The organism is Belnapia rosea, assembly GCF_900101615.1.
GTDB lineage: Bacteria > Pseudomonadota > Alphaproteobacteria > Acetobacterales > Acetobacteraceae > Belnapia > Belnapia rosea.
The window spans coordinates 359,781-377,428 of the sequence record NZ_FMZX01000001.1 but is presented as its reverse complement, the minus strand read 5'-3'; the positions used below and the strand labels follow the sequence as shown (position 1 = coordinate 377,428).

The following is a 17,648-nucleotide window of genomic DNA, read 5'->3' as shown; positions in this document are numbered from 1 at the left end:
ATCATCCTTGGTCGAGCAGGGCGACCGTGCAACGCGGCGGCAACTCCCCGGTGGCCAGCGTTCCGGCGGCGCCTGCCATGCTTTCGAACAGCACCTCGCCCTTGGCGATGGCGCGGGCGGGGCCGGTCCCGAGATTGCAGGCGATGGTCAGCACGCTGCCATCGCCCAGCCTCCATCGAGCCACCACGGCCGCATCCGCCACCGCATGGGCACCGAGCGCCTTGGCCCCAGGCAGATGCGGCACGATCCGGGAATGACGCAGGGCGAGCAGGCGGCGATGCAGCGCCAGCATCGCATCATGCGGCGGATGTGATGCCTCGGCGAGATCCGGGATGGATTGGCGGAATGTGCTCTCCGCATTGGGGTCCGGAATGGTCTCGCGCTTCGCCGGGTCCTGGAAAGCTGCGAAATGCGCAAATTCCTTGCGCCGTCCCTGGGTGACGAGCGGCGCCAGCTCCGCATTGTGGTCGGTGAAGAACAGGAAGGGCGCCGTTGCGGCCCATTCCTCCCCCATGAAAAGCAGTGGGATCTGCGGGCAGAGAAGTAGCAGGGCGGTTGCCGCCTGCAGCGCCATCGGGTCCGCCAGGGCGGGCAGGCGCTCGCCAAAGGCACGGTTGCCGATCTGGTCGTGGTTCTGCAGGAAGAGCACGAAGGCAGTGGGCGGCAGGTCGGCGCTCGGTTCGCCCCGTGGGGCGCCGAGATGATTGGAGAGCTGACCCTGGAACAGGAAGCCTTCCGACAGGACCTTGGCGAGTTTCTCCGCGCCCTTGTCGCAGAAATCCTCGTAATAGCCCTCGCGCTCTCCGGTCAGCAGCGGGTGGAGGATGTTGTGGCCGTCATCGTTCCACTGGGCGTCGAAGCCGCCCCTGGGACGGAGGTGGCGGGCAGCATTACGCTCGTTCTCGAGCACCAGATGGATGTGCCTGTCGGGAAATTCCCGGCGGATGCGCGCCGCCAGCACGTCGAGCCAGTCAGCCTCGGCGATGGCATGCACGGCGTCGAAACGGAGGCCATCGATGCGGAAATCGCGCAGCCAGTAGAGCGCATTCTCCTCGAAGAAGGCCCGCACGGCAGACTGACGAAAATCGATCGCGGCACCCCAGGGCGTATGGATGCCTTCATCGAAGAAGCGCTTGGCATAGACATGCAGATAGGCGCCATCCGGCCCGAAATGGTTGTAGACCACATCGAGGAAGACCATCAGCCCAAGGCCATGCGCCGCATCCACCAGCGAGCGCAGCTCGTCCGGCGTGCCGAAGGCGGTGTCCGGCGCATAGGGCAGGACACCGTCATAGCCCCAGTTTCGCTGACCGGGAAAATCGTTGATCGGCATCAGTTCGATGGCGGTGACGCCGAGCTCATGCAGCCGGGGCAGTGCCGCCTCGACGCCGGCGAAGCCGCCCATGGCGCCGGCATGGACCTCGTAGATCACCGTCTCGTGCCAAGGCCGCCCGCGCCAGCCTGCATTCCGCCAGGCGAAAGCCTCGGGATCGACGACCACCGAGGCATCATGAACATCGCCTGCCTGCAGACGCGAGGCCGGATCGGGCACCAGCAGATCGGGCGAGACCCGGAAGCGGTAGCGGGCGCCGGGGCCGACCGGCGCCTCGGCCACATACCACCCCTCCCCGGCTGGTGGCATCGGCTGGGGGGCCAGGCCTTCGATCTCAAGCACCACATCCTCGGCTTCGGGTGCCCAGAGGCGGAAACGGGTGCGGTCGGGGGCGAGCAGCGTGGCCCCCCAGGTGTTGGTCATGCTCATTCGCGTGGCAGCCGGGTGGCGAGCAACACCACCGAATGGGCCGCAACCGGCACGGTCTCGCCTGACACTGGATACTCCTCGGCTTCGGGATCGGCGGTATCGAGGACGACAGCCCAGCCCATGAGAGGTGGCGGCAGGGTGAAGTCATGCGATGCGCCGTCGGCGTTCATCAGCAGCAAGGTGGCGTCGACACAGCCATCCTCGGCAGCGGTAGCGCGACGTAGAGTCAGCGTCCGGGCCTCGGGCTCGTTCCAGGCATCCGGCGTCATCGTCTGGCCATGCTGGTCGAACCAGGCAATATCGGGGAGGCCAGGGCGCACCTCGGCTCCACCATGCAGGAAGACGGCCGGGCGCAACGGTGGGAGGCGGTGACGCAGCGCGATGCAGCGCGCGGTGAAGCGTTGTAGCGCCTGCGCCTCATCGGTTGCGGCGCGATGCCAATCGAACCAGCTGACTTCGTTGTCCTGGCAATAGGCGTTGTTGTTGCCTAGCTGGGTGCGCATCATCTCGTCGCCGCCGAGCAGCATCGGCGTACCGGCCGAGGCAAAGAGCGTGGCCAGCATGGCCCGGGCCACGGACTGCCGCGTGGCATTGATTTCCGGATCGTCCGTCTCGCCTTCGACACCCCAGTTGTTGCTGTGGTTGTCGGAATGGCCGTCGCGGTTGTCCTCGCCATTCGCCTCGTTGTGGCGCTGCTCATAGGCGTTGAGGTCGTAGAGCGTGTAGCCATCGTGGCTTGCGAGGAAATTCACGCTGGCCCAGGGACGGCGGCGACGGCGGTCGAACAATTCGGCCGATCCGGTGAGGCGGGCGGCTAGGTCGCTGCGGAGACCGCTGTCGCCGCGCCAGAAGCGCCGGACGCCATCACGGTAGCGGTCGTTCCATTCGCCGAAGCCGGGAGGGTGGTTGCCGACCTGATAGCCACCCGGGCCGATGTCCCAGGGCTCGCTGATGAGCTTCACGCGGGAGAGGACTGGATCCTGCCGGATGGCGTCGAAGAAGCCGCTACCAGGCTCGAAGCCGCCAGGCTCCCGCCCGAGGATTGTGCCGAGGTCGAAGCGGAAGCCATCGACATGATACTGCTCGACCCAGTAGCGCAGGCTGTCCATTACCATCTGCAGCACGCGCGGATGGCTGATGTTGATGGTGTTGCCAGTGCCGGTGTCGTTGATGTGGTACCGCGGCTCATCCGGCATGAGCCGGTAGTAGGAGGCATTGTCGAAGCCACGCCAGCAAAGGGTCGGCCCCATCTCGCTGCCTTCGCAGGTGTGATTGTAGACCACATCCATGATGACCTCGATGCCCGCCGCGTGCAGCCGGCGGACCGCGACCTTGAGCTCGTTCCGCATCCACGGCTCGATCAGGTAGCGTGGCTCCGGCGCGAAAAAGGCGAGCGTCGAGTAGCCCCAATAGTTCCGCAACCCTTTGGAAACTAGGAAGCGGTCCTGCAAATAGGCCTGGATCGGCAGCAACTCGATCGCTGTGATGCCGAGGCGCTGGAGATGGTCGATGAAGCGCGGGTCGGCCAAGGCGGCGAAGGTCCCGCGCTCCCGCGGTGCGACATCCTCGCGCAGCATGGTGAGGCCGCGGACATGGGCCTCGTAGATGACAGTGCGGTCCCAGGGGATGCAGGGCGGCCGGTCGTCGCCCCAATGGAAGCTGTCATCGACGACGACGGATTTCGGCATGGCCGGCGCGCTGTCCCGCCGGTCGAAGGTCAGGTCAGCCCGGCCAGCGCCGACGCGGTAGCCGAACAGCACGTCGGACCAGCGAAGCTCGCCCGAGATCTGCCGCGTATATGGGTCGAGCAACAGCTTATGCGGGTTGAAGCGATGACCCTGGCGCGGCTCATAGGGGCCGTAAACGCGGTAGCCATAAAGCTGCCCTGGCCGGGCTTCCGGCAGGTACCCATGCCAGACCTCGTCGGTGCATTCGGGCAGCGGCAGGCGGGCGACCTCCCGCCGACCTGCGGCGTCGAACAGGCAAAGCTCGACGCGCTCGGCATGAGCGGAAAAGACCGCAAAATTCACGCCCAGCCCATCCCAATTCGCGCCCAGCGGGTTGGGCCGGCCGGGCAGCAAGCGGGTCGGGATAGGAGGCATGTTACCCCTGATGCGTGAGGACAATCACCGCAAGCGGCGGCAGGAAGAGCGAAAGCGACTGGTCGAAGCCATGGCAGGCGACCATTTCGGCCTGCACCGAACCGCCATTTCCACTGTTCGTTCCGCCGTAGGCCGCACCATCCGTGTTCACGACCTCGTGCCAGACGCCATTGGTCGGGACACCGACCCGATAACCATGGCGCGGCATCGGCGTCATGTTGCAGACAACGAGCGCGGGCCGGTCCTCGGGCCCACCGAAGCGGAGCCAGGCGAAGATGCTCTGGTCGCGGTCATTGCCTACAACCCAGCGGAACCCTTCCGGCGACGCATCCTGGCGATGCAGGGCGGGGATGCTGCGATAGGCCGCGTTGAGATCATGCAGCAGGCGCTGGATACCACGATGCCGCGCATCATCGAGTAGCCCCCAGGAAAGGGCGGCGTCGTGGTTCCATTCGGTGGGCTGCGCAATCTCGCCGCCCATGAAGAGCAGCTTCTTGCCCGGATGGGTCCACATGAAAGCGAGATAGGCGCGTAGATTGGCGAATTTCTGCCACGGATCGCCTGGCATCTTCCCGAAGAGCGAGCCCTTGCCGTAGACGACCTCGTCGTGGCTGAGCGGCAGAATGAAGTTCTCGCTCCAGGCATAGACCAGGCCGAAGGTCATGCTGTCATGATGGTAGCGGCGATGGATCGGATCCTCCTCGATGTAGTGGAGGGTGTCGTGCATCCAGCCCATGTTCCATTTGTAGTGGAAGCCGAGGCCACCTTCCTGTGTCGGGCGGGTGACGCCGGGCCAGGCGGTGCTTTCCTCCGCGATCATGACAGCGCCCGGGCAGCGCTCGGCGACGACAGCGTTGAGCTCCTGCACGAAGGCGACGGCCTCCAGATTCTCCCGCCCGCCATAGCGGTTGGGGATCCATTCGCCGGCAGGCCGTGAGTAGTCGCGGTAGAGCATCGAGGCGACGGCATCCACGCGCAGCCCGTCGATATGGTAGTGCTCCAGCCAATGGATGGCGCTGGCGAGCAGGAAGCCGCGCACCTCATTGCGGCCGAAGTTGTAGATCGCGGTGTTCCAGTCGAGGTGGAAGCCTTCACGCGGATCGGAATGCTCGTAGAGCGCGGTGCCGTCGAAGCGGTAGAGCCCATGTGCATCGGTAGGGAAATGCGCCGGCACCCAGTCGAGGATGATGCCAAGGCCCGCGCCATGTGCCCGGTCGACAAAGCGAGCAAAGCCCATGGGAGAGCCGAAGCGGGCACTCGGTGCGAACATGCCGAGAGGCTGGTAGCCCCAGGAGCCTCCGAAGGGATGCTCCATCACCGGCAAAAACTCGATATGCGTAAAGCCCATCCCTTGCGCATAAGGAATCAACCGGTCCGCCAGCCGGTCCCAATCGGGAGATTCGCCTTCCGCATCGCGCCACCAGGAGCCGGGATGGACCTCATAGACCGAGATCGGCGCATCGGGCGCCTGCCGCGCGCCGCGCTCCGCCATCCAGGCGGCATCGGACCAGAGGAAAGGCGTTGGATCGGGGATGCGGGAGGCGGTGGCAGGTGGCATCTCGGTCGCCACCGCCACAGGATCGGCTTTCAACGGCAACATGGTGCCGTCGGCACCGATCAGCTCGTACTTGTAGGTCGCACCGGGACGAAGGCGGGGGATGAACAACTCCCACACCCCGGCCTCCCGTCGCAGCCGCATCGGGTGGCGCCGTCCATCCCAACCATTGAACTCGCCTACAATGGAGACACGCTGCGCATTCGGGGCCCAAAGCGCGAAACGGACACCCGCCACGCCATCCACCGTCATGGCCTGGGAACCGAAGACCTTGGCCAACTCGAAGTGGCGCCCCTCCGCAAAGAGGTGCAGGTCGAGCGGACCAAGTAGCAGACCGAAGCTGTAGGGGTCCTCCACCTCCTGCACCGAGCCCGGCCAGTCGATCCGCAACCTGTAGGGCACCTGACGCGAAACGCGGCCGGCGAAGAGACCCGTAGGGTGGATCTGCTCAAGCCGGCCCAGTTCCTCACCATCGTCGCGGGCGAGCACCGTGATGCCGCGCGCGCCGGGCTGGAAGCTTCGGATCTCCTCGCCATGCGGACCGAGGATGGCGAAGGGGTCGCCATGGCGGCCGGCGACCAGGGCATCGAGGCCCGGGATCATGCCGTAATCCTTTCCGCGAGGGCAGCGAGGCCGCGGAGAGGGACGCCAATCCAGGCTGGGCGGTTCGCTGCTTCGTAGAGTACTTCATAGGCTGCCTTCTCGAGCAGGAACAGGTCGAGCAAGGCAGCTTCGGCGCCAGCCGGAACCCAAGGGTTCTCGGCAGCATGTTCGACGGCGCGATAGGCCTCGAGGAAGGACTTGGACGCCTCGCGCTGCCAACGCTGGAAGAGAGCTGCACGCCGCTCCGCCGGCGCGGCGGTGGCGGCGCCCGAGGCCTCGCTCGCCGTGGCGACGGAGGCGGCGTAGTCGAGGCTGCGCAGCAGGCCGGCAACATCGCGCAAGGGGCTGCCCTTGGCGCGACGCTCCTCCAGCGAGCGGGCCGGCTCGCCTTCGAAATCGACGATCACCGCGTCGCCCTGCGCGACCAGCACCTGGCCGAGATGGAAATCACCATGGACGCGAGTCTTCAAGGCACCATCAGCCGACTGAGCCAGGCGGCGCGCCGCTTCGTGCAGTGCATCGCGCTTCGCCACCAGCGCGGCGGCAAGCGGCGCGACATCCTCGGCCAGACTGCCACGACCGAGCAGATCAAGTGCCGGGTCGAGCTGCTCCAGCGCACCGGTGGCCCAGGCCGAGCGGTCGGCCTCGGTCGCCTGCTCCGGCTTGAAATCCGGGTTTTCGGTCGGGCGCGCGAGCGTTGCGTGCAGCTCCCCAAGCCGACGGCCCAGTGCTTCGGCGAAAGCGAGATAGCCGGCGAAGGCATCCTCGGGCGCCTCCTCGGTCAGCGCAGCCTCATCCACGGCCCGGTGCAGCCAATCCTGCGTCCAACCCCAGCCATCACCCTGGTTGCGGACGAAGCCCTGGGCCAGCATCAAGGTATGTGGCGTTCCGTCGGGCGCGATGCGAACCACCTCGCCCAGCAACGGCGCAGTGTTGCCGAAGCCGGCTTCGGTCAAGTACCGCGTGACCTCCGCTTCCGGATGGATGCCGGGGTTGATGCGCCGGATGATCTTCAGGACGATCTGCTCGCCATAAATAAGCGAGGAGTTGGACTGCTCGGCCGAGAGACGGCGAATCTCCGGCGTCTCGGGCAGCGGCACCTCGGCAAGGCGAGAGGTGGCGCTGAAGCGGATCTCCCCCTCCTCCGTCGGCAGGCTCAGCCCCTGCTGCAGGGCATGCAGCACCGCCGCCGGCATGCGGTCGTCGGCAAAAGCATCCGTGAGGAAGCCAACACGGCGCACCTGGCGCAGCCGCGACAGGGCGAGCTGCGACGCAAGTGGGCCGGCACCCTCGACATCTTCCACGCCGGCCAGCGGCAAGGCGTAGCGTTCGGTACGGCCCGATACGCTCACCTCCACCTCGGCCATAACCACCGCGCCGTTGGCCTCCGGCAGGCTGGCGATCGCGCCGAGGCGCAAGCCCTCGATCCGTTCGCCCTTGCTGGCGAACCAGCGGCGCTTCGGCAAATACTCGGGGAGGACAAGCTGTTCCAATTCGCGCCTGACGGCGGCTCCGAGAAGTTCTTTCACATCGGCCTTCAGGACAAGGGTGCGGAGGTCAGGCAGCGGTTCCGGCGAGGGCTCATGCCAGGGCGGCAAGGCCTTCTCGGTGGCGAGGACGAACCAGTAGAAGCCGTAGGGCGGCAGGGTCAGCAGATAGGGCAGCTGGCCGATCGGCGGGAAGCTCGTGCCGCCCAGCATCTCCACCGGCACACGGCCCGCGCAGCCGGAAAGGTCGAGCTCCACGGCCTGCGCTGCGCGGGACAGGTTGAAGACGCAGAGGATTGTGTCGTCCTCGAATTCCCGCACATAGGCCAGCACCTTGCGGTTCGCCGGATAAAGCAGCCGCATCTCGCCGCGACCGAATGCCCGGCTGCGCTTCCGGACGGCCAGCATGCGCCGCATCCAGTTGAGCAGGCTGTGCGGGTCGCGCGACTGGGCTTCGACATTCACGGCCTGGAAGCCGTAGATCGGGTCCTGCAGTGGCGGCAGGATGAGCGCCGCAGGATCGGCCTTGCTGAAGCCGCCATTGCGGTCGGGCGACCACTGCATCGGCGTGCGGACGCCGTCGCGATCCTTCAGGAAGATGTTGTCGCCCATGCCGATCTCGTCGCCGTAGTAGATCACCGGCGTGCCGGGCATGGAAAGCAGCAAGCCGTTCATCAACTCGATGCGGCGGCGGTCGCGCTGCAGGAGGGGTGCGAGGCGGCGGCGGATGCCGAGATTGATGCGTGCGCGCTTATCGGCGGCGTAGGTGGACCAGAGGTAGTCACGCTCCCGATCCGTCACCATCTCGAGCGTCAGCTCGTCATGGTTGCGCAGGAAGATGGCCCATTGGCAGCCTTCCGGAATATCCGGTGTCTGGCGCAGGATGTCGGTGATCGGGAAGCGGTCTTCCTGCGCGATGCCCATATACATCCGTGGCATCAGCGGGAAGTGGAAGGCCATGTGGCACTCGTCGCCCTGGCCGAAATATTGCTGCGTATCCTCCGGCCATTGATTGGCCTCAGCCAGCAGCATCCGTCCCTCGAAGGAATGGTCGAGCTTGCTGCGGATGGTCTTCAGGACTGCATGGGTCTCGGACAGGTTCTCGTTGTTGGTCCCCTCGCGCTCGACCAGATAGGGCACGGCATCGAGGCGGAGGCCATCCACTCCGATATCGAGCCAGAATTTCATCACGTTCAGCACTTCGGCCAGAACGCGCGGGTTGTCGAAATTCAGGTCCGGCTGGTGGCTGTAGAAGCGGTGCCAGAAATAGGCCTTGGCCTCCGGGTCCCAGGTCCAGTTCGACTTCTCGGTGTCGAGGAAGATGATGCGCGTGCCGTCATATTTCTGGTCGGTGTCCGACCAGACATAATAGTTGCGGGCCGCCGATCCGGGCTTGGCGGCGCGGGCGCGCTGGAACCAGGGGTGCTGGTCGCTGGTGTGGTTGATGACCAACTCGGTGATGACGCGGAGGCCGCGCGCATGCGCCTCCCGCACGAAGCGGCGGGCATCGTGCAGGTTGCCGTAGCTGGGGTTGACGCCCCGGTAGTCGGCGATGTCGTAGCCGTCGTCGCGCAGCGGGCTCGGGTAGAAGGGCAGCAGCCAGAGCGTGTCGACGCCAAGCTCGGCGATGTAGTCGAGCTTCTGCAGCAGCCCGGCGAAGTCGCCGATGCCATCGTCATTGGCATCGAAGAAGCTCTTCAGATGGAGCTGGTAGATGACGGCGTCACGGTACCAGTGCGGATCTTCGGGCAGGCTCATCTAGATTCCCCCTGCCGGGCGGACCCGCCAGATGCCGAAGGGGAGTTCGCCGGGATCAAGCCTTATCTGCTGCATCTTGCCTTGCCAGGTGAAGCGGTGTCCGCGCATCAAATCCTCTGCCTCCAGCGCCGCATGATCGGGCAGGTCCCATTCCCAAAGCGGCAACTCGACACTCGCCTGCTGGACATGGTGCGGGTCGAGGCTGACAGCGACAAGGATGCAATTGTCCCGCTCCGCCGTTGCCTTGCGGTACCAGAGAACATTGTCGTTGAAGGCATTGTGGAAGGCGAGACCCATCTGGGTCTGCAGCGCCGGGTTGGCGCGGCGGATGGCGTTCAGGCGGGTGATCTCCTCGACGATGTCGCCGGGCGCACGCTCGGGCCAGGTGCGGAGTTGGTACTTCTCCGAGTCCAGGTACTCCTCCTTACCCGGCATGGCGCGGGCCTCGCAGAACTCATAGCCCTGCACCATGCCCCAAAGGCCGGAGAGGGTGGTGGCAAGGGCGGCGCGGATCAGGAAGCCCGGCCGGCCGGAGCTCTGCAGGAAGAGCGGGTTGATATCCGGCGTATTGACGAAGAAATGCGGGCGGAAGAAGTCCTTCGGCGCCGTCGTCGTCAGCTCCGTCAGGTATTCCTCGATCTCCTGCTTCTCGTTGCGCCAAGTGAAGTAGGTGTAGGACTGGCCGAAGCCAAGCTTCGCCAGCCGGTACATCACCTTCGGCCGGGTAAAGGCTTCGGCGAGGAAGACGGCATCCGGATGGCGTGCGCGGATATCGGCGATCAGCCACTCCCAGAAAGGGAAGGGTTTGGTGTGCGGGTTGTCCACGCGGAACAGGCGAACACCCTGGTCGCACCAGAAGCGGACGACGTCGCGCAACGCGATCCACAGCGAGGGTACGGCCCCCTCGTTGTAGAAATCGACATTGACGATGTCCTCGTACTTCTTCGGAGGGTTCTCGGCATAGCGGAGCGAACCGTCCGGCCGCCAGTCGAACCATTCCTTGTGCTCGCGCAGCCAGGGGTGATCCGGGCTGCACTGAATGGCGAAATCGAGCGCCAACTCGAGCCCATGCGCCGAGGCTTCTCTGACAAGGCGCCGGAAATCCTCGAGCGTGCCGAGTTCCGGATGCAATGCATCATGCCCGCCGTCTTCGGAGCCGATGGCATAAGGGCTTCCGGGATCCTGCGGCCCAGGCGTCAGCGTGTTGTTGCGGCCCTTGCGGTTCTTCTTCCCGATCGGGTGGATGGGCGGGAAGTAGAGTACGTCGAAGCCCATCCGTCGGATGCGTGGAAGCTGGCGGATGACGTCGTCGAAGGTGCCGTGGCGTACAGGATCTCCGGATTGGCTGCGGGGGAAAAGCTCGTACCAGCTGGCGAAGCGGGCGCCGGTGCGCTCGGCCTCGACCGGGATCTCGGCGCTGCGGAGGCGGAAGGGGCGGTCATCGGCATCCGCCATCAGCGCCGCGGTTTCGGGCGCAAGCAGCAGGGCGAGGCGTTCCCCCTCCCCTGCCCCCTTCAGCTTGGCGGCAAGCTCCGCCACGGCGCCACCGGCACGCTGGCCGGCGGCCTCCACCAGCAGGCGGCCCTCCTCCAGCTCCAATGAGACGGGCACGCCGGCATTGTGCTTCTTCTGCAACTCGTCGGTGAAGGTGGCGAAGGCGTCGCGCCAGGCCTCGACGGCGAATGAGTAGCGGCCCATCCGCTCCAGCGGGAAGCTGGCGGCCCAGCGATCATTGCCGAGCGGGCGGAGGCGTGTCTCGCACCAGGTATCCTCGTCGGCGGCGCGCCAGAGCAGGGCGGCAGCGAGCTTGTCGTGCCCGTCGCAGACCACGTCGCAGCGGACCTCGATGACTTCACCCACGGTGCGCTTCACCGGGAACCGGCCGCCATCGACCACGGGCTCGATGGCCTCGATGCCAAGCCGTGGCATGCGGGCACCGGCCTCGGCGGCCACCTCGGCGGCGGGACGGATCGGGCGGGGCGGGATCGCTTCCAGGATGCGAACCTCGCCCGGCTGCAGCAGCAGGGCCCCACCAGGCTCCAGCCCCGGCCCCTCGGCGGGAACACAGGGGGTGAAGCGGGTGAAGACGCCGCCGGTGCCGGGCAGCAGTGCCGTCGCCGTCACGCTGGCAGGGCGATGCAGGTCCGGGTTGGCGAGCACGAGTGCGGCGCGTCGGGCGGTCCGGACATCCGGCCCGGCAGCGCGCAGCAGGGCCGTGGCAGGAGCACCGGGGCCGGCGAGCGGGCGCAGATCCGCCTGGGCGAGCGGCCGGTCGGCCAGCATTGCATTGGCGGCCCGGATCGCGTTGGAGAGGTCGAAAGGCGCATGCTGGACGATCCAGTCCCAGTCGCCGGGCCGGTCGCGGGCCGGGTCGAGCGGGCGGCGGGCGCCATATTCGAAGCCCATCGGCACCAGCAGCCCGGCACCGATGCCGGCGGCCAGCCGTAGGTGGCGCAGCGCTGCGCGCTCGGCCATGGCCGGATCAGGATCGCGCGCGGCGAGGCGGGGGCCGAACGGGGCCTCCACCGTGGCGATGGCAGGGGCGATGGCGGCGAGGCGGGCAGCCTCCTCCGTCAGCCAATCCTCCCGCAGATCCCACCAGGCGAGGCTGTCGAAGGTGGCGGTGAAGCCGACCCCGGTCAGGTCGGGCAGGGCGTCGGCAGGCAGGCCGACGGTCCAGGCCAGGAAGCGCGCCTCGGGAAGGGCACTGGTGAGGCGGCGCCAGACACGGCCCGGGGTGCGGGCGGGCGCGTCGCAGCGGAATCCGCTGACGCCGGCGGCGGCGAAGCGGCGCAGGCGTTCCTCCCACCAGGCGCCAAGGCCGGCGACCACATCGGGGTCATCCCAGCGGGCGCGCAATGTATCCCAGTCGGGTGGATCGAGGCGCGGATCAGGCGTCCCGGAGGGGACAATGGGGGCAAACCAGTCTGCTTGTTCCCGCGCGAGTCGGCCGTCAGCCGCGACACGATCCAGCACCAGGTCGAGATAAAGCTCGAGCCCATGCGCCTTGGCCTTCTCAGCCAAGACGGCCAGGGCTGCACTGCTGTCGCCTTCCGCTTCCAACGCGGGATGAGGCGAGTCCGGGTCGGCGATCTGATAGAGGTGGCCGCTGCCGCCCGGGGCAAAGGGAGGTGGCAGAAGGACGCCGCTGAAACCAAGCGAGGCCGCCCGTTCGAACGCCGCGTCGAAGGCAGGGAGCGGCCCAACCAGCAGCGGGTGCAACATGTAGAGGCGCGGCACGGCAGGGCCGGCCGGAGCAGGCTCAGGGTCCGGCTCGGGCGGGGCGATTACGGGGAGGGCGGGTATGATGGCGGCTGGTGCCTCGACTGTTTTGCGCTTCGCGGCCGGTGCCGCGCGTTTCGCCTGCTTCGGCTTGTCGGTGCGTCGCTCCGCCATCCAATCCCCCAAATCCAACTCAGCGGCGCAACGCTGTAACGGCGAAAGGGTCCGCCTTCTGTTCGATCACCGATGCGCGAGCCAATGCGCGGACTGGCCGGCATGAAAACCGCATGGAACGATGCCATGCCCAAAGCAGGAGCCGCCTCTATGCTCGACCCGGACCGTTTCGACCCCGCTGCCCATGTCGCTGCGGCTGCCCCGGCCGTGGGGCTCACCCTCGATGCGGCCCGCCAGGCGCGGGTTGCCGCCGCCTTCGCACTGGTCGTCCGGGTCGCGGCACCGGCGCTGGCGGTGCCTCTGACCGAAACGGACGAACCCGCCCCGGTATACCGGCCATGAGTGGACCAGCCCTCGATATCGCGGCCCGGGTGCGCGCTGGCGCCGCCTCCGCGCGTGCTGTGACGGAGGCGACGCTGACCCGCATCGGGGCACAGAATCCCGCAGTGAACGCCTTTACCGCCGTGCTTTCCGAACGGGCACTGGCTACCGCCGATGCCGTGGATGCGCGCATCGCCGCGGGGCAGGACCCGGGGCCACTGGCCGGCGTGCCCTATGCAACAAAGAATCTCTTCGATCTGCAGGGCATTCCGACGCTGGCCGGCAGCAGGATCCGCCGGGATGCGCCGCCGGCCATGCGGGATGCCTTTCTCGTCCGCCAGATGGATGCAGCTGGGGCTATATGCGTCGGCGCGCTCAACATGGACGAATTCGCCTACGGCTTTACCACCGAGAACAGCCATGATGGGCCTTGCCGCAATCCGCATGATGCGAGCCGCATCGCTGGTGGGTCCTCCGGTGGGTCCGGTGCGGCAGTGGCGGCGGGGCTGGTGCCGATCACCTTGGGGACGGACACCAATGGCTCGATCCGCGTCCCTGCCTCGTTGAACGGCATCTTCGGGTTGAAGCCGACCTATGGGCGGCTGTCGCGTCATGGCTCCTTCCCTTTCGTCTATGCGCTCGACCATGTCGGGCCCTTCGCGCGGAGCGTTGCCGACCTCGCCGCGGCCTATGATGCGTTGCAGGGGATCGACACGGAAGACAGCCATCAGGCGTTGCAGCCGCCGGAGCTGGTAACGCCGCAGCTCGGAGCCGGTCTGGGCGGGCTGCGGGTGGCGCGGCTCGGCGGCTGGTTCGCGCGGCTGCAATCCTCGTCGGCGCGGCAGGCGGTGGCGGCAGTGGCCGAAGGGCTGGGCGCGACAGCGGAGGTCGAGTGGGCAATGGCGGAGGCGAGCCGCGCGGCGGCCTTCATCATCACCGCCTCGGAGGGCGGGGCCCTGCACCTGCCGACCCTGCGCACCCGGCTTGAGGAGTATGAGCCGCTGATCCAGGACCGGTTGCTGGCCGGGGCGCTGATCCCGGCTGCCTGGGTCGGTCATGCGCAACGGGTAAGGGCCAAGGCACGCGACGCGATGCGGGTGCTGATGACGGATTGGGACATCCTCATCGCTCCGGCCACGCCGGTGCCGGCAACGCCAATCGGGCAGGAGTTGCTGGTGCTCGATGGGGTTGAACTTCCACTCCGGCCCTCGATGGGGCTCTTCACCCAGCCAATCAGTGGTGTCGGCCTGCCGGTGGTGACGGTGCCCGTCCAGCGGGTTGAGGGCGCGCTGCCGATCGGTGTGCAGCTTATTGGCAAGCCCTGGGCCGAGGCGCTGCTGTTCCGCGCCGCGGCGGTGCTGGAGGCTGCCGGCATCTGCGCCGCACCGGTGGCGCCGGCCTTCGCTGAAGGTGCGATCTGAACGCGATGCCGGGATTGACCGGCGCCGTGCTGGCCGATCAGATCGCTCAGCGTTATCCGGGACTGCCTGTGGCGCCCCTCACCGGCAATGCCGGGATACCGCCACTCGAGCCGGCTTCCGGTGTGCCCGTGTCACGGAAGCCGCTTGGGCCGGCGGAGCTGGCGGCTCGCCTCCGCGAGTTGGCGGCCGCCACGACCGACACCTGATCAGCCGCAGAGGCGGCCGAGGGCAGTCGTCAGGTCATCTGGATCGTAAGGCTTGGCAAGAACAGGCACCTCGGCATGACCGGGCGGAAGACCATCGGCGCCATAGCCGGTGGCGACCACGAAAGGCACGCCGCGGGCCGCCAGCGCATCGGCGACTGGGGTCGAGGTCTCGCCTGCCAAGTTAAGGTCGAGAACGGCGACATCAGGCATGTCCCGCTCGAGCAGCGCCAACGCCTCAGCCACGGTTGCCACTGGCCCGAGCACCAAAGCGCCCGCATCCAGCAGGGCGTCCTCTACCAGCATCGCGACCAGCGCCTCATCCTCCACCACCAGAACGCGCCGCCCGTTGAGCCTGGTCATTCCGTCTGTCCCTTCGTGCGAAGCTCCCGTGCCAGCCAACATGCTTGGAGTCGAAACCCTCCAGAACCCGGATGGGTACCACGACACCAGAGCCAGGTTGGCGGCCAGGCTTCTGCCTTGTCCGGCTTTACCATAAACTGATCCATCAGGCTGCGGGATAGAGAGCAGCCCGAACCAGCGGCACTCGACCACTGGTTGTTGCCAGCAAGATCCTGTTCGCCACAATGATGGCGCTGGCTGGCCGCGTCAGTCGGCCATGCCATGGATCGCGCGCCAGACCCGCTCCGGCGTCGCCGGCATGTTGATATGGCTGATGCCGAATTCCGAAAGGGCGTCGACCAGGGCATTCATGACGGCTGGCAGCGAGCCGGCACAGCCTGCCTCGCCGCAGCCCTTGGCACCGACCGGATTCGTCTTGCAGGGCGAGGGATGGCTTTCGAAGCCGAAATTCGGCAGATCCCCGGCGCGGGGCAGGCAGTAGTCCTGGTAGCTGCCGGAGAGCAGCTGGCCCTCCTCGGAATAGGCCACGTGCTCATAGAGCGCCTGGCCAATGCCCTGGACGATGCCGCCATGGGCCTGCCCCTCGACCATCAGCGGGTTCACGATCACGCCGAAATCATTCACCGAGACGTAGCGCACCACCTCGACAATGCCGGTGTCGGGATCGACCTCGACCTCGCAGACATGGCAGCCATTGGGATAGGCCTGCGGCGCCTCGCCGAAGACGTGGCGGACGTTCAGGCTTTCCGGCAGGTCGGGCGGCGGGTTGTTCGCCGTGCGGATGCGCTCCGCGAGGTCCATGATGCCGATGGACCGGTCGGTGCCGGCGATGGCGAAGCGGCCAAGGCCGTTGGCGTCCCGCTCGAACTCGATATCGCCGACCGCGGCTTCGAGCATATGGGCCGCGGCGAGCCTGCCCTTCTCGATGACGAGCTGCGCTGCCTCCATGATGGCCGCACCCGAGGCCATGAGGGATTTCGAGCCGCCGGTGCCGCCACCGGCGATCAGCAGGTCACTGTCGCCCTGCATGAGGCGGATGCTCTCGAAGGGCACGCCGAGGCTCTGGTGCAGCACCTGGGCGAAGGGCGTCCAATGGCCCTGGCCGTAATCGAGAGTGCCGGTGATGATCGTCACCGTGCCGTCCTCGTTGAAGCGGATCTCGCCCTGTTCCTTCATCGGCGGGGCGGTGCATTCCAGGAAGTTGCCGATGCCCCGGCCGCGCAGCCTGCCGCGGGCCTTGCTCTCGGCGCGGCGGGACTCGAAACCGTCCCAGTCGGCAGCCTCCAGCGCCTTCTCGAGCACCGCGGTGAAGTCGCCGCTGTCATAGACGGAGCCGGTCGAGGCGCTGAAGGGGAAGCTGTCCGACTTGATGTGGTTGATGCGGCGCAGGTCTATGGCGCTGCGCCCGGTCTCCTTCGCTGCCTGTTCCAGCAGGCGCTCGAAGAAGTAATTGCCCTCGGGCCGCCCGGCGCCACGATAGGCGGAGACGGGGGTGGTATTGGTCACGAGGCAGCGGGTGCTGACCTCGATCAGCGGCGTCGCATAATTCGACTGTACGTTCTTGACGAAATTGCCGGTGCCCATCAGCGGCCCGACAGTCGCCAGATAGCCGCCCATATTGGCGAAAGCGGTGAGGCGAACGGCGAGCGCCCGGCCCTCGGCATCGAGGGCGAGTTCCGCCTCCACCTCATGATCGCGGCCATGCTGGTCGGAGAGGAAGGAGCCGGTGCGTTCGTCGGTCCATTTCACCGGACGGCCGAGGAGCTTCGCCGCATGCAGGAGGCAGGGATATTCCGGATAGGCGCTGGCCTTCATGCCGAAGCTGCCGCCGACATTGCCGGTCAGGATGCGGACCTTGTCGGTCGGCACCTTGAGGATATCGTTCGCCATCTGGGCCCGCAGGCCGAAGACACCCTGGCTGCCGACGTGGAGGGTGTAGCGGCCGCTCTCCGCGTCATACTCGCCGATGGCGCTGCGGGGCTCCATGGCGCAGACGACGACGCGGTTGTTGCGGATGGACAGCTTCGTCACATGGGCGGCGGCGGCGAAGGCGGCGGCCACCTTGCCGCTGTCGCCATGATGGAAGTCGAGCACCTGGTTGCCCGGGACATGGTCGTAGAGCTGCGGCGCATCCGGCGCCGCGGCGGCCGAGGCATCGGTGACGGCCGGCAGGATGTCGATGTCGAGATAGACCGCCTCGGCCCCGTCGCGTGCCGCCGCCTTGGTCTCGGCGACGACGAAGGCGACCGGATCGCCGACGAAGCGCACCTTGTCCGTGGCGAGCGCCGGGCGTTCGATATTGATGATCGGGCTGCCGTCGCGGTTCTTCATCGGCAGGGTGCAGCGCATGGCGCCGTACCCGGCTTCCGCGAGGTCCGCGCCGGTGAAGACGCCGAGCACGCCCGGCACTTCCTTCGCCGCCGCCGTATCGATACCCTTGATGACACCATGGGCGTAGGGGCTACGGACCATATAGGCCCAGACCTGGCCGGGCAGGTCGATATCGTCGGTGTAGCGGCCGCGGCCCTGCAGCAGCACCGGGTCCTCGTTGCGGGGAACAGGCTGACCGACACCGAATTTGAGCCGGGTGGTGTCGGGCATGGCGGTATCGGGCATGGGTCTCGCTCTCGCCGTTGTCGTGCTTGAGATCGAGCCTAAGCCAGCTTTGCCAAGGGCG

At 67.0% G+C, this 17,648-nt stretch carries 10 protein-coding genes; 3 read left to right on the top strand and 7 right to left on the bottom strand.

What is annotated here, in order from left to right:
• Position 1 precedes the first annotated feature (1 nt).
• The 5 genes from treZ to BLR02_RS01800 are packed head-to-tail and all read right to left on the bottom strand — an operon-like array spanning position 2 to position 12,663.
• Entirely contained in the window at positions 2-1,762 is a 1,761-nt protein-coding gene (gene treZ / locus BLR02_RS01820) for a malto-oligosyltrehalose trehalohydrolase (protein WP_090659922.1), read from the bottom strand.
• The gene (glgX, locus tag BLR02_RS01815; RefSeq protein WP_090659919.1) at positions 1,759-3,864 is read right to left on the bottom strand and encodes a glycogen debranching protein GlgX; all 2,106 of its coding nucleotides are present in this window, start codon (positions 3,862-3,864) and stop codon (positions 1,759-1,761) included. Before glgX ends, treZ begins: the two co-directional genes overlap by 4 nt.
• A 1-nt stretch (position 3,865) precedes the next feature.
• A complete protein-coding gene (glgB, locus tag BLR02_RS01810) occupies positions 3,866-6,022 on the bottom strand; it encodes a 1,4-alpha-glucan branching protein GlgB (RefSeq protein WP_090659916.1) in 2,157 nt (718 codons plus the stop codon).
• On the bottom strand, positions 6,019-9,267 hold the full coding sequence (gene treS / locus BLR02_RS01805; protein ID WP_090659913.1) for a maltose alpha-D-glucosyltransferase: 3,249 nt from the start codon (positions 9,265-9,267) through the stop codon (positions 6,019-6,021). The genes glgB and treS overlap by 4 nt, the downstream gene beginning before the upstream one ends.
• The gene (locus BLR02_RS01800; protein ID WP_090659910.1) at positions 9,268-12,663 is read right to left on the bottom strand and encodes a maltotransferase domain-containing protein; all 3,396 of its coding nucleotides are present in this window, start codon (positions 12,661-12,663) and stop codon (positions 9,268-9,270) included.
• 126 nt (positions 12,664-12,789) lie between these two features.
• Here BLR02_RS01800 and BLR02_RS01795 point away from each other — a divergent pair, with 126 nt between their 5' ends.
• From BLR02_RS01795 to BLR02_RS01785, 3 genes are read left to right on the top strand one after another with little or no spacing between them, the layout of a single operon-like run.
• Positions 12,790-13,005 carry an AtzG-like protein gene (locus BLR02_RS01795; protein WP_176849327.1) on the top strand — a complete coding sequence of 72 codons (216 nt, stop codon included), beginning with the start codon at positions 12,790-12,792 and terminating at the stop codon, positions 13,003-13,005.
• Positions 13,002-14,405, top strand: coding sequence for an AtzE family amidohydrolase (locus tag BLR02_RS01790; RefSeq protein ID WP_090659904.1), 1,404 nt, complete (start codon positions 13,002-13,004; stop codon positions 14,403-14,405). Before BLR02_RS01795 ends, BLR02_RS01790 begins: the two co-directional genes overlap by 4 nt.
• Positions 14,406-14,410: 5 nt before the next feature.
• Positions 14,411-14,611: a response regulator gene (locus tag BLR02_RS01785; protein ID WP_143018015.1), complete on the top strand. Its 201-nt coding sequence runs from the start codon at positions 14,411-14,413 to the stop codon at positions 14,609-14,611.
• Here the strand turns inward: BLR02_RS01785 and BLR02_RS01780 are convergent, their stop codons facing one another.
• Together BLR02_RS01780 and BLR02_RS01775 are read right to left on the bottom strand one after the other, a co-directional pair.
• Complete coding sequence (locus BLR02_RS01780; RefSeq protein ID WP_090560675.1) at positions 14,612-14,971, bottom strand: response regulator; 360 nt, start codon at positions 14,969-14,971, stop codon at positions 14,612-14,614.
• Positions 14,972-15,217: 246 nt separating this feature from the next.
• Entirely contained in the window at positions 15,218-17,587 is a 2,370-nt protein-coding gene (locus BLR02_RS01775) for a xanthine dehydrogenase family protein molybdopterin-binding subunit (protein WP_090659897.1), read from the bottom strand.
• Between the last annotated feature and the right edge of the window lie 61 nt (positions 17,588-17,648).